Source organism: Luteimonas terrae, from assembly GCF_004358165.1.
Classification (GTDB): Bacteria; Pseudomonadota; Gammaproteobacteria; order Xanthomonadales; family Xanthomonadaceae; genus Luteimonas; species Luteimonas terrae.
Genome location: NZ_SMTG01000002.1, coordinates 1481879 through 1495591, shown reverse-complemented (window position 1 = coordinate 1495591; position 13713 = coordinate 1481879). Strand labels below are relative to the sequence as shown.

At 63.2% G+C, this 13713-nt stretch carries 9 protein-coding genes and 2 tRNA genes; 10 read left to right on the top strand and 1 reads right to left on the bottom strand.

Features of this window, described 5'->3' with window-relative positions; all coding sequences use genetic code 11:
- Positions 1 to 82: 82 nt before the first annotated feature.
- The 8 genes from ppnN (at position 83) to E2F49_RS06840 (ending at position 10289) form a co-directional block, all read left to right on the top strand.
- Complete coding sequence (gene ppnN, locus E2F49_RS06875) at positions 83 to 1471, top strand: nucleotide 5'-monophosphate nucleosidase PpnN (RefSeq protein ID WP_133393120.1); 1389 nt, start codon at positions 83 to 85, stop codon at positions 1469 to 1471.
- Between the two features lie 202 nt (positions 1472 to 1673).
- Entirely contained in the window at positions 1674 to 2231 is a 558-nt protein-coding gene (locus tag E2F49_RS06870) for a GspH/FimT family pseudopilin (protein ID WP_133393119.1), read from the top strand.
- Positions 2231 to 2725, top strand: coding sequence for a type IV pilus modification protein PilV (pilV, locus tag E2F49_RS06865; RefSeq protein ID WP_133393118.1), 495 nt, complete (start codon positions 2231 to 2233; stop codon positions 2723 to 2725). The genes E2F49_RS06870 and pilV overlap by 1 nt, the downstream gene beginning before the upstream one ends.
- 2 nt (positions 2726 to 2727) lie before the next feature.
- Complete coding sequence (locus E2F49_RS06860; RefSeq protein ID WP_243713486.1) at positions 2728 to 3942, top strand: PilW family protein; 1215 nt, start codon at positions 2728 to 2730, stop codon at positions 3940 to 3942.
- A 3-nt stretch (positions 3943 to 3945) separates the two neighbouring features.
- Positions 3946 to 4419, top strand: a complete 474-nt coding sequence (locus E2F49_RS06855; protein WP_133393117.1) for a pilus assembly PilX family protein — start codon at positions 3946 to 3948, stop codon at positions 4417 to 4419.
- Between the two features lie 23 nt (positions 4420 to 4442).
- Positions 4443 to 9683 (top strand): PilC/PilY family type IV pilus protein, encoded by a 5241-nt coding sequence (locus E2F49_RS06850; protein ID WP_133393116.1) that lies wholly within the window; start codon positions 4443 to 4445, stop codon positions 9681 to 9683.
- Positions 9680 to 10138, top strand: a complete 459-nt coding sequence (locus E2F49_RS06845) for a type IV pilin protein (protein ID WP_341777508.1) — start codon at positions 9680 to 9682, stop codon at positions 10136 to 10138. The genes E2F49_RS06850 and E2F49_RS06845 overlap by 4 nt, the downstream gene beginning before the upstream one ends.
- Before the next feature lie 74 nt (positions 10139 to 10212).
- Positions 10213 to 10289, top strand: a tRNA-Asn gene (locus E2F49_RS06840).
- 100 nt (positions 10290 to 10389) lie between these two features.
- On the opposite strand, the gene E2F49_RS06835 is transcribed toward E2F49_RS06840, so the two are convergent.
- Positions 10390 to 11301, bottom strand: a complete 912-nt coding sequence (locus E2F49_RS06835) for a GspH/FimT family pseudopilin (RefSeq protein ID WP_165971137.1) — start codon at positions 11299 to 11301, stop codon at positions 10390 to 10392.
- Between the two features lie 147 nt (positions 11302 to 11448).
- Between E2F49_RS06835 and uvrB the strand changes: the two genes are divergently transcribed.
- Positions 11449 to 13482, top strand: coding sequence for an excinuclease ABC subunit UvrB (gene uvrB, locus E2F49_RS06830; protein WP_133393114.1), 2034 nt, complete (start codon positions 11449 to 11451; stop codon positions 13480 to 13482).
- A gap of 58 nt (positions 13483 to 13540) precedes the next feature.
- A tRNA-Val gene (locus E2F49_RS06825) sits at positions 13541 to 13615 on the top strand.
- The last annotated feature ends 98 nt before the right edge of the window (positions 13616 to 13713 follow it).

Here is a 13713-nt window from a genome sequence, read left to right as displayed (position 1 = left end):
AAACGGCCGGGGAAACCCGGCCGTTTTCTTATGCGCGCGCTCCTGCGCTACAGTGCCGCACCCGTAGAAGAAGCGAAGCAGAATGAGCAACGAAACCGGGGCGGCGACGGCGCTGCCCACCGTGAATGCCTATGTGTACCCGCGTGGCGGACTGGATGTGCTGTCGCGCGACGAAGTCGCCCGCCTCAAGGACGCCTCCAGCGGCGGCATGCACGACCTGCTGCGCCGCTGCGCGCTGGCGGTGCTGACCAGCGGCAGTGCGTCGGACGATCCGCGTGCCGCGCAGGAGCTGTATCCCGATTTCGACATCCAGGTGCTGCAGCAGGACCGCGGCATTCGCATCGAGCTGGCGAATGCGCCTGCCATGGCCTTCGTCGACGGCCAGATCATCCGCGGCGTCGCGGAACTGCTGTTCGCGGTCGTGCGCGATCTCGCATACACCGCGATCGAACTGGGTCCCGAATACGCGACCGATCTCGAGACGTCACCCGGCATCACCAACGCGGTGTTCGGCCTGCTGCGCAACGCGCGCCTGCTGCAGCCGGGCGATCCGAACATGGTGGTCTGCTGGGGCGGCCACTCGATCAACCGCGTCGAGTACGACTACACCAAGCTGGTCGGCTACGAGCTGGGCTTGCGTGGCATGGACATCTGCACCGGCTGCGGGCCGGGTGCGATGAAGGGCCCGATGAAGGGCGCCAACGTCGCCCATGCCAAGCAGCGCCAGTACCCTGCGCGCTACATCGGCATCACCGAGCCGGGCATCATCGCGGCCGAGTCGCCGAATCCGATCGTCAACCAGCTGGTGATCATGCCGGACATCGAGAAGCGCCTTGAATCGTTCGTGCGCCTGGGGCACGGCATCATCGTGTTCCCTGGCGGCGTCGGCACGGCCGAGGAGATCCTCTACCTGCTGGGCCTGCTGCTGCAGGAAGAGAACCGCGACATCCCGTTCCCCTTCATCCTCACCGGCCCGACCGCGTCGGCGCCGTACTTCGAGCAGATCGACCAGTTCATCCGGTTGACCCTGGGCGACGAGGCCGCCTCGCGCTACGAGATCATCGTCGCAGACCCCGAGCAGGTGGCCCGCCGCATGTCGGCCGGCATCCGCAAGGTCAAGGAGTACCGGGTCGCGCACAAGGACTCGTTCTACTTCAACTGGTCGCTCTCGATCCCGCTTGACCTGCAGCAGCCGTTCGTTCCGACCCACGAGGCCATGGCCGCGTTGGATCTGCACCATGGTCGCAAGCCGCACGAACTGGCCGCCGACCTGCGCCGCGCGTTCTCCGGCATCGTGGCCGGCAACGTGAAGGAGGACGGCCTGCGTCGCGTCGAGGAATTCGGCCCGTTCCGGATCAACGGCGACCGCGACATCATGCAGTCCCTCGACGGCCTGCTGCGGGCCTTCGTCGAGCAGCGGCGGATGAAGATTGCTGGAGACTACAAGCCCTGTTACGAGGTGGTGGCCTGACGGCGAAGCCGCCGCAGGATGGGGGAGAGCGAAGCGAAACCCATCGGGCCTACCGGCTGATAGGCTGCATCCCTGCCAGTCTCGCTCAAGGCCCCGACCGCTCATCGCGCCGCCCCCACCGCCCATCCGTCGGCACTTGCACGGGTGCCGGCCAGCTCTAGACTCGCCGTGGGCCATCGTGGCCGGTGTCCTGGGGAACGGCATGCGACGCATGCGCACAAGGGGTTTCACGTTGGTCGAGCTGATGGTCACGATCGCAATCGTGGCCATCCTTGCTGCGATCGCGTTTCCGAGCTTCCGCAGCGTGATCCGCTCCAACCGGCTGGCCGGCATGTCGAACGAGGTCACCGGCGCCCTCGCACTGGCGCGTGCGGAAGCCATCCGCAGCACGCGCAGCGCAGGCGTATGCGGCGCCAATGCAGCCGGGACCGGGTGTGTCAACGGGTTGGACTGGAGCAACGGTCTGCTGGTGTGGACCAACGGTGATGTGGCGACGCCCGATTACGACGCGTCGTCGGACGCCCTGGTCCGCGTGATCGATGCCAAGCCTGGGCTATCGCTGACTGCTTCTGCCAGTTCGGCCACCGGCGCACTCGCCAATCGTGTCGTCTTCGACAGCCGGGGGCGCGCAACCGCCGCGCCTGTGGCCGGGCGCACCATTGTGATGCGTCCGAACGACTGTCCTTCCGGGCAGGACTTGGTGCGCACGTTCACCCTGAATCCGTCGGGCCAAATCGTCTTGTCGAGGAGTAACTGCTGATGACCGGTCGTCGTCGTTGCCGCGCTGTCGGTCGTCGCGGGTCGGCAGCGGGAGGTTTTTCGCTGATCGAAGTATTGATAGCGCTGGTAGTCCTGGCGGTGGGGCTGCTGGGTCTGGCGCTTTTGCAAACCATGAATCTCCGGTACACGGTGAGTTCGCAGCAAAGGACACAGGCCGTCACATTGGCGGGTCAAATGCTGGACACCATTCGGCTCAACCGGTCCGAACTTTCGGCTTACAGCGTCGCTACCGAAGACTTTGCTTCCGTCACCGTGCCGCTAGCCGGGTGCACGCGGGTGTCGCAGGCGACACCGGCTGCCAACCTCGCTCGATGGAAGTGTGAGGTGAAGGAAATTCTCGGTGCATCGGCCACCGCGGCGGTAGATGTGACCAATGCGCCGCGCGTGAAAGTTACGGTCTCGTGGGACGATTCGCTCATCAACGACGTTTCGACGGACGGCCCAGGTAAAGTGGTCATGGAGACGGTTCTGTGACGGTGAAACCACCATTGCCCGCATCGCAGCGGGGCCTGTCGCTCATCGAGATCATGGTGGCGCTGTTGATCGGATCGCTCCTGTTACTCGGGCTCATCCAGGTTTTCTCAGCTTCCAGAGTGTCCTACCAGCTGTCTACGGGGCTGGCGCGTAGCCAGGAGAACGCGCGGTTCGCCATGGACTTTCTGCAGCGCGATCTGCGGATGGCGGGGCATCTGGGATGCGTGAACGACCAGGCCCGGTTCCTGCCCGAAAATACATCGGGCACGCGATTGGCCTTGGCCTCCACATTCGAGACGACACCTGGCGCCGGCACAGCCAATCGAGCATTGCGGTTCGACATCGGCATCGAAGGCTACGAGTACAAGGTGCCGACGTCCGGCGGCTTCACACTTGCAGCAACGCCGGCCACCGCGCCGGGCCGGGATGCTTGGGCGCCTGCGCCCGACACGGACCTGTTCGGAAGGCTGAACAATCCTGTCGTCGGAAGCGACATCGTCGTGCTGCGTTATTTCGCGCCGACCGGCGCGCAGATGGAGTCATTCAATCCGGCAGCGTCTCCGGTCACGATCAGTGTCACAAATACACAGCTGAATCGACTCACCGATGGTGTCGCCAGCCCAGGTTTGTTCGGTATCTCCGATTGCATGAACGCTGCGGTATTCCAAGCGACAAGCTTTGCCGGCAATGTGCTCAGCGTCGGAGTCGGCAACGAGAACAAGGTCACCCTGAGTGGCAACGAATCCTTTGTCCGCGGCCAGGCGCGCGTCTACCGGGCTGAAAGCGTTGTGTACTACGTGGGACGTAACGGGAACGGCACCCCTTCGCTGTATCGACTGCGTTTCAACGCTGCGCCCGGCGCGGCACTGACCTCTCAGAACGAAGAGCTCGTCGAGGGCGTTGAATCTTTGCACTTCCGCTATGGTCAGGACAGCCGCACCGCATCGGACACCCGGCCGACCGGGAACGTGGGCAGCTACCAGACAGCTGACGCTGTGCAACCTGCTACCGACCTGGTCACCGCATGGCGGCGGGTGGCGGCCGTGGAGTTGGGCATCGTGGTGCGCAGCACCGATTCCGCCGCAGCCCAGCAGCGTGTGGCGACCGTGACGCAACTGTCGGTGCTTGGCGTGCAGATCACGCCGCCGGATGATCGCCGATACCGCGCCGTCTACGAAGACAGTGTCGCCTTCCGCAACCGTCTCTTCGGAAACTGAGCCATGAAACCCGTTTCGTCCCTCCATTCGCATCCGGCCGGCCAGTCCGGCGCCGTGCTGTACGTCGCCCTGATCATGCTGATTCTTTTGGCCTTGATCGGAATCGTCGCGATGCAGGTCGCCAGCCTGCAGGAGCGGATGTCCGCCAATTATCAAGCGACCAATCTCGCTTTCCAGCGTGCTGAAGGCAGCGCGCGTGCGCGCGAGGCGGGGCTCAAGGTCAGCGCGTTGGCTGGCGAAACCGTCGCCACGGACATTCCGCCACGCAATTGCACGCAGGCGTTTGATCCGGACGCTTACAGCGGTTCAACGCCCCACGTGCGAAGGATGGATCTGTGTTTCGCCTGGGGCGCGATTGACGTTCCGGCAGACGAATCGGAACGCACCGATCAGATTTTCCAGGTCACCGCGTTCTCGCGTGACCGCGACACATTGGCAACTTCTGAGTCGGTGGTCGACACCGTCTACATCCCCTGATTTGCGCGACTGAGACTGCCCGTATGAAATCCAGAATCCTGATTCCTGTCGGACTCGTCGTCGGTGTAGTGGCTGCCATCGGTCTGTTGCGGAGCACGGATGTCAAGTCGGACCCCGCGTATTTGTTTTCTTCGCCGCCGATCGTCGCGCAGTCGCCGCTATATATGAAAGATTCGCAGCCGCCGCTGAACATGCTGGTGATGGCTCGCGATCACAAGAACTACATGCCGGCCTACAACGATGCGTCCGATCTCGACGGGGACGGCACTCTGGACGTGGGGTACAAGGGGTGGCAGCTGAAAAACCCGGTGCCCGACGACGGCAGCTCGCCTTACAAGATCGACTACTACGGCTATTTCAATTCCAACGTCTGCTATCAATGGGACGGCAACCGGAATCCGGGGGGTGACGGCAAGTTCGTGCCCCAGTCGAGAGCCACTGGCGGGCCGACGGCCGAGACCGGCAAGCAATGCTCGGGCCTGTGGAGCGGCGATTTCCTGAATTACTTGACCACGTCTCGCATGGATGCCCTGCGACGCGTGCTCTATGGCGGTCTGCGTGCAACGGATTCTCCTAACGAGACGATTCTCCAAGGTGCCTTTTTCCCCCAAGACGGGCACAGCTGGGGTAAGGAGTACCAGAGCGTTGCTCGTGATGGGTTCGACATCTCGAGATACGCCCCACTGACCGTGCCGCCTGTCGGCAAGTACCACCTGTTCGCAGTCACGACGCTCACCGACAACAGCGCGCCCATGCTGCGGGTGATGTCCAATAGCGATTTCCGGATCTGGAACTGGGTGTCGATCGAGGGGCCTGTCGCCGGCAATAACTGCTTTAATTCCAGCAATAGTCGCGTGAACTGCCTCGCCGGCTCAGCGAACTGGTCCGTCGTGCCGCCCGCGATGTTCGAGAACCTTACGATTACGACATGGAGGCGGACCGTTGGAAGCGGTAGTCCGGCGGATCAAACTGAAATGGATCTGCTGTTTACGAGGAACATGTTGCTGGGCAATCGGTGCGGCAGCGGACCAATAGCCAACATTGACACCAGTGGGGGTAACAACAATCCGTTCGCGGGTGCGAACGGTTGCGGCCAAGACAATTACCTGACCCAGATCACGGGGCAGATCGTCATCACGACCGCCGGCACTTACAGGTTTGCGATTGACGGCGACGACGCGGTCGATGTGTCGATAGACGGCCAACGCTTTGGTTGGTACGGCGGCCACGGTAGTAACCGTGGCGACAGCTCGCTCGAGAGCCATGCGGGTGTTTCGAGAACTCTGCAGCCCGGAAAGTACAACATCACATTTCGTCACCAGGAAGCCGCCGGCGACGACAACTGGGGGCTGTTCTACTACACACCGGCTAGCGCGCGTGCCCGTACCGACTATCTCGTGCGCGTTTTGGCCTGTCCCGGTACTCCTGCGCTGCGGGACGACACCTGCAAGGCATACGGAAGTGGTCCCAACCCCTTCTACAAGCCGACTGGAATTCTGCACGAGTATGGTGAAAACCAGAAAATGTATTTCGGCCTCATTACCGGAAGTCAGCGCAACAATCTCGAGGGCGGCGTACTCCGGCGCAACGTTTCGAACTTTGCGGACGAAGTCAATGCGCAGAACGGGACGTTCCGGAATAATGTGGACGGCATCGTGCGCAACATCGACAGGTTTCGGATGATCGGCGGCGGCTACAACGGCGGCGTCACCAACAACCTGGACTCGGACGCGAATTGGAGCTGGAGTAACAACAACGGCAACTGTCCCACGCCGAACGAAAGCCAGCCTCTCGGAAACGGGCAGTGCCGCATGTGGGGCAATCCCATAGCGGAGATGATGTACGAGAGCATGCGCTACTTCGCCGGCGCCGGCGCCGCGACACCCCGCTTCGCGACCGGTGGCAGCAGCCAAGGCGGCACCGAAGAAACCACGATGGGCCTGACCACGGAAACGTGGCAGGACCCTTACCGCAAGAACGGCGGTTATCCATCTTGTGCGCGGCCTTATCAGACCGTTATCAGCGACATCAATCCCAGTTACGACGGCGACTTGCCGGGCAGCCCGTTCGCGGGCGCGGTGGTCGATCGTGGGGTCACCCCCGACTCGATTGCCAGGTTCAACGCGGCGACAGAAGGTCAGGCCATCTGGGACGCCGAGTTTGGCGGCTCCCGTCAGGTGTTCATTGGCGAATCGGCGGGTGTGACCGATGGTGCGCCTACCGTGAAGACTGCGACTTCGTTCGGCAACATCCGCGGGCTTGCGCCTGAGGAGCCGACCAAGAACGGCACGTATTTCGCGGCCAGCGTGGCCCGGTTCGGTCGCACCAACGACATCAATGCGGCCGGCGGCCTACAGAACCTCAGCACGTATTCAATCGCCCTCGCTTCGCCGCTGCCGCGCATCGAGTTTCCCGTAGGTGGACGCAATATCACAATCGTGCCGTTCGCGAAAACCGCCAGCGGTACCTTCGGGCAAGGGGCGCGCAAGCCCACCAACAGCATCGTTCATTTCTACGTCGAGAACATTGTCAACCTGCCCGGACAGCCAGTTGATTCGACGGTCAACCAGGGGCGTGCCTCCGCGACGTTCCGTATCAATTACGAGGATTCGGAGCAGGGCAACGATTACGACATGGATGCAATCGTCCGCTACCAGGTGCAGGCCACGGCCAGCGGCACGGTGACGGTCACGCTGACGTCGGAGTACGCCGCCGGTAGCGCCGACCAGAACATGGGTTACGTGATCAGCGGCACCACGCAGGACGGCGTGTACCTGGATGTGCGCGATGCTGACTCCGGTGCGGGTTCTTTCCGCCCGTACGAACTCAATACGCCCTCCGCAACCCAAGGCCCCGGCCAGTGTCGCAACATCACAACAGGCCTGTGCGGGCAGCAGTTGCCGCTGACCCAAACGCGTACGTTCACGCCTTCGACGACCGGCTCGGGTGCGATATCGCTGAACAATCCGCTCTGGTACGCGGCGAAGTACGGCGCGCCGAACTATCCGCAGTGGGACTCGAATGGTGATGGCGTTCCGGACAACTATTTCTTGGTGACCAATCCTTTGACGTTGAAGGCCCAGCTGTCTCGCGCCTTCGACGACATCGCAACCCGTGATCTGGCGGTGGGCGTCGCCACGATCAGTGGCGCGCGCGTGGGCAACAACAGCTTCACGCTGCAGCCGACTTTCCGCCGCGGCCGCAACGGCATGGACTGGACGGGCAATCTCACGGCGATCTCCCTGGACGCGAATGGAAACGCCGCCAGCACTCTGTGGAGCGCGCAGGCCAAGATGCCCGCCCACGGGGACCGCACGATCCTGACGAATCGTTCGACCAGCAGCACCAAGGACATCCAGGTCTTCAAGAACTCCGGCAATACAGAAACCATTACGCTCGCGCACCTGGGCCTCAACGCGACCACCGTAAGTACGAACTACGGAAAGGCCTATACCGCGACGCAGCTGGTCGATTACCTCAGAGGCGACCACTCGCAGGAACTGGGAGCGGGCAATGGCGGCACGCTGCGCGCGCGCAGCGCAGTACTCGGTGACATTGTCAACTCAGAGCCCGTGGTTGCTTCGCCTCGCGCGGATTTCGGCTACGCCAGTTTTCCCAGCGACGCGATGATGTCGGGCTATGCGGCATATCTGACGGCCAAAGCCAGCCGCAAGACCGTGGCATACGTGGGGGCCAACGACGGCATGCTGCACGCCTTCGACGCCACCACGCAGCCGTGTATTGCTCCAAACGCAAGCCAGGCGTGCACTACAGAAACGGCGGGCCGGGAGCTGTTCGGATTCATCCCGAATGCGGCACTGCGTAACCTGAAAAGCCTGCCGATACCCGACAGCCGGTCCTTCGAGCACAAATATTTCGTGGATGGTCAGATCACGGTTAGCGATGCCAAGGATCCGGGCGACTCCCGGTGGAAGACACTGCTGGTCGCTGCCGGCGGCGGCGGCGCGAAGACGATTTTCGCGCTTAACGTCAGCAATCCCGACAGCTTGGCGTCTGGCGATGTTCTGTGGGAGAAGAATGGCGCGCTGGACAGCGACCTGGGCAACATCTATGGAAAGCCGCTGATCGTGCCGTTGCAGAATGGCAGTTGGGGCGTGTTGTTCGGCAATGGATATGGCGGAACGCGCAGCGACCCCTCGCTCTACATTCTGGACGCGTTTACAGGAGACCTGATCGCCAAGCTGACTGGGAAGGACGCAAATCCAGCCAGAACGATTGTCGCCGGCATTCCGACGGGTGCGGAATGCGGCTTCCTGAGCACGTTGCCTCTCTTCGATTGCTCGGCCTTGGACCAGGATCCCGTCAACGGGCTCGGCCAGATCACTGCCATCGACCGGAACGGTGATGGCCGCATCGACTTTGTCTATGGCGGCGATCTTCAAGGCAACCTGTGGAAGTTCGATTTGAGCAGCACCGATGTGCGCAATTGGAAAGTAGCGAATTCGAACAATCCGCTCTTCACGTCATTGGAAACGAACAACGAAGACCGTCCTGCCAAGCGGCAGCGTCAACCGATTACCGGCGGCATCAGGATCGCGGCAGGTCCGGGTGATGGTGTCATGATCTACTTCGGTACCGGTCGCTATTTGTTCGAGCGCGACAACGATGTCGTTGCCAATCCGCAGGTGCAGTCGCTGTATGCAGTGTTCGACGACTTCGTCAGCACCAGCACCGTGACGCGTTCCAATCTGCAGGCCCAGACGATTACTGCGGAAACTGCAGGAAGCACCTTCACCACGCGTACCATCAGCAAACAGGCGGTGCAATATTACGGGTCGGGTTCCAAGCGAGGGTGGTACTTGGACCTGAAGGTGCAGAACGCTGCTGCAAACGGCGAACGCTTCATCGCCACGCCGCGTATCCAGAGTGGGCGGGTGTTCTTCACGACCTATTCGCCGCGCAACGACAGCTGCGATCCGGGCGGCACCAACTTTCAATACGTGCTGGATCTGTTGTCCGGCGCTGGTGCATTGGCCAATGTGCAGGTATTGCCCAGTGGAACGGTCGCCTGTACCGGTTCCAACTGCGGCGGCGTTGCGCTTGGGACGGGCGACAACACCGCGCAACCGCCGGTTGTCGGTACGGCAATCGCCAATATCACGCCGCAGCGTCTGGTCAATCCGGTCTGCAACCCGGCCGTCGAAAGCTGCGCGACCTTCGAGCAGTGCCAAGTGGTGATCTATCCCGGCGCCTTCGTGCTGCCGCGTCCCTGTGGTCGCCAGTCCTGGAGGCAGCTGAAATGATGGAAGCCCTGATTAAAGCGAGACGCGTCCGGCCAGAAACCCCGCAGCGTGGCCTGCAAGGGTTCACCCTGATCGAGCTGATGATCGTGGTCGCGGTCATCGCGATTCTTGCGTCGATCGCGTTACCTGCCTATCAAGATGCGATCCGCAAAGGCCGCCGCGGGCAGGCCAAGGCGGATCTCGTGGATCTGGCGCAGGTGATGGAGCGCTATCGGACCGTGCAGGGAAGATACGCGACCGCCATTCCGTCCGGAATGGAAAAGTCGCCGCGCACCGGGACGGCGTGGTACGACATCTCGTTCACGTCGACGCCCACCGACACGGCTTTCCAGCTTCAGGCGGTACCGAAGGACGCCCAACGCAAGGATGTGCGCTGCATGACCCTGACCCTCAATCAGGCCGGCAAGAAGGACATCGCCGGAGGTGCGACGGGCACTGCACAGGACTGTTGGTGAATGACAGTCGCCGCGTGTCGACTGCACTGCCCCTACTTGACGGGTCCGGCTGACCGATTAGAATACGCCTCCCCGCCCGAATAGCTCAGCCGGTTAGAGCACTTGACTGTTAATCAGGGGGTCGTTGGTTCGAGTCCAACTTCGGGCGCCAAACGCGAAAGGTCCGCAGAAATGCGGGCCTTTTTCGTTGTTGGCGGCAGGATTTGCAGGCGTGGGTTCTGCTGCGCGAAGGCCGCGCGGCGGGCGGTTCATCAGTGCGGGCAGCTCTGCTCGCTTGCAGGACGAGCGCTGCGCACACGGCCCAGGTTGTTCACGACCACTTGCCCCTGCAGCAGGGTGCCGGCGCAGACATTGATGGTGAGATTCGTCCCGGCGCTGCGTCCGTCGCGTTGGTAGCGCACGAAATTGCGGGTGGAGGCGAGGCGGAGGTGTTGCGGCGCGCCGGATGGCGCGTTGCCGACGCGGATGAGGTCACGCTCGCTGTCGGGTTGGCGATTGCCATCGGGATCGGAAAACACGATCCAGCCGTGGCTCCAGTTCGCGTCCAGGCGGCATCCCATCAACGGATCGCCGGGGCAGGCGATCACGTGGCTGCGGCGGGTGATGGCGGTGTTGCGCGCCATTGCCAGATCGGCGCTGATCAGGTGCAGGGCGGTCTGGACGCGGTGTCGCGCGATGGCGTCGGCGAAGGCGGTCATGCCGAACGTGCTGACGATCGTCAGGATGGCGAGCGTGGTCATCAGCTCGACCAGCGTGACGCCGCGTGTCCGATCAGGGCTTTGCAATTGCAGGGCGCCGCGTGGCGGCGTCCCACGATTAGTCATCGCCGCATGGCGAACGTGGTCGAGCGTGCTGATCCTGTCGGGGCTGCCGCGCTCGAGGCATGCCGGTTCGTGGGATGGAGGCGTCGTCATGCGCGCCAGCGAGCCGGAAAGGTGGAAGAAGCGCCCCGCCCGCCGGAGCGGGCGGGGCGCCTTGCTGCCTGGACACATGCGGACATCCTTGTCCTGTTGCGGCCGGAGGCGTGGCGATCGGTGGCGAATGGCCCTGCGGTTGCCGTTCGCGATCTTCCGTCTCGTCTCCTGCACCGGCACCCTGCGATCCTGCAGGACGTCCAGCCTCCGCCAGCGGCCCGTCGGGCGCAGCCGGTCGATGCCTGCCAACGAGGTCGGATTCCGCCCGTCGCCGTGGTGGGCGGCTGCGCCGTCGGGCTGTCCGGGTCGTGAAGCGCGGACGGCTGCATGACGCTGGAATGTTGACCAGGCGCGTTGGCGCCCCCATTGATCACGCCTGTCCGGACCGGATCTGCCATGAACGACGTCATCCATCCCGCCGCCTTCCAGCTCGTTTCGCCCTACCAGCCGGCGGGCGACCAGCCGCGTGCGATCGAGCAGCTGGTCGACGGTTTCGAGGCCGGTCTGGCGCACCAGACCCTGCTCGGCGTCACCGGCTCGGGCAAGACCTACACCATCGCCAACGTCATCCAGCGGGTGCAGAAACCGACGCTGGTGATGGCGCCGAACAAGACCCTCGCCGCTCAGCTCTACGGCGAGTTCAAGTCGTTCTTTCCGCACAACGCGGTCGAGTACTTCGTCAGTTACTACGACTACTACCAGCCCGAGGCCTACGTGCCGTCGTCGGATACGTACATCGAGAAGGACAGCTCGGTGAACGAGCACATCGAGCAGATGCGCCTGTCGGCGACCAAGGCGCTGCTGGAGCGGCGCGACGCGATCATCGTCTGCACGGTCTCTGCGATCTACGGCCTTGGTGATCCGAACGAATACTTCCGGATGGTGCTGCACATGGTGCGTGGCGAGACCATCGACCAGCGCGAGCTGATCCGTCGCCTGACCGAGATGCAATACAGCCGCAACGACACCGAGCTGCGGCGCGGTACGTATCGCGTGCGCGGCGAGACCATCGACGTGCATCCGGCCGAATCGGATGCCGAAGCGCTGCGCATCGAACTGTTCGACGGCGAGATCGAGCGCATCACCCAGTTCGACCCGCTGACCGGCGAGACCAAGCGCACGCTGCCGCGCTACACCATCTATCCCAAGTCGCACTACGTCACCACGCGCCGCACCGCGCTCGAGGCGATCGAGGCGATCAAGACCGAACTGCCGCCGCGCCTGGAGCAGTTCTACGCCGAGAACAAGCTGGTCGAGGCGCAGCGGCTGCAGCAGCGCACGCAGTTCGATCTGGAAATGATGGCCGAGGTCGGCTACTGCAACGGCGTGGAGAACTACTCGCGGCATCTGACCGGGCGCATGCCGGGCGAGGCGCCGCCGTGCCTGTTCGACTATCTGCCGCCGGACGCGCTTCTGGTGGTCGACGAGTCGCACGTGACCGTTCCGCAGATCGGCGCGATGTACAAGGGCGACCGGTCGCGCAAGGAAACGCTGGTCAATTTCGGCTTCCGTCTGCCGTCGGCGATGGACAACCGCCCGCTGAAGTTCGAGGAGTGGGAGGGCCGCGCGCCGCGCGCGATTTTCGTCTCGGCCACGCCGGGTCCCTACGAGCTCGAAAAGTCGGAAGGGCAGGTCACCGAACTGGTCGTGCGACCGACCGGCCTGATCGATCCGGTGGTCGAGATCCGACCCGTGGCGAGCCAGGTCGACGACGTGCTCGGCGAGATCCGCGAGCGCGTGGCGATGGGCGATCGGGTGCTGATCACCACGTTGACCAAACGCATGGCCGAGAACCTCACCGAGTACCTCGGCGAGCACGACATCAAGGTGCGCTACCTGCACTCGGACATCGACACCGTCGAGCGCGTGGAGATCATCCGCGACCTGCGACTGGGCAAGTTCGACGTGCTGGTGGGCATCAACCTGCTGCGCGAAGGCCTGGACATGCCCGAGGTCTCGCTGGTGGCGATCCTCGATGCGGACAAGGAAGGGTTCCTGCGTTCGGGCGGATCGCTGATCCAGACCATCGGCCGCGCCGCCCGCAACCTGCGCGGCAAGGCGATCCTCTACGCCGATCGCATCACCAACTCGATGCAGATGGCGCTCGACGAAACCGACCGTCGCCGGCAGAAGCAGGTCGAGTACAACGCCGAGCACGGCATCACGCCCAAGTCGGTCGCGCGCGCGATCGTCGACATCATGGAAGGCGCGCGCGCCGAGCCCGAGCAGGAGAAGAAGGGGCGCGGCAAGACCCGCAAGGTCGCCGAGCCGAGCGAGGATTACGCGGCCATGTCGCCCGAAAAGCTGGCCGGCACCCTCAAGGCGCTCGAGCAGCAGATGTACCAGCACGCGCGCGACCTGGAGTTCGAGGAAGCGGGGCGGATCCGCGACCGGATCCAGAAGATCAAGGCGGCGACGCTGGCCTCGTAAAAAAGTTCGCGCGAAATGTTCGACATCGCGCGGATCCGGTGTATGATGCGCACCCTTCGGGCGGTTAGCTCAGCGGTAGAGCACTACCTTGACATGGTAGGGGTCACAGGTTCGAACCCTGTACCGCCCACCACCTGATCCAGGCGTCATCGGATCGGTGGATCGAAGATGCGGCATGTCGGGCAATCGCCCGTTCCGTCGCCAACGCGCCAGTTGCGCACTCCCAACGTC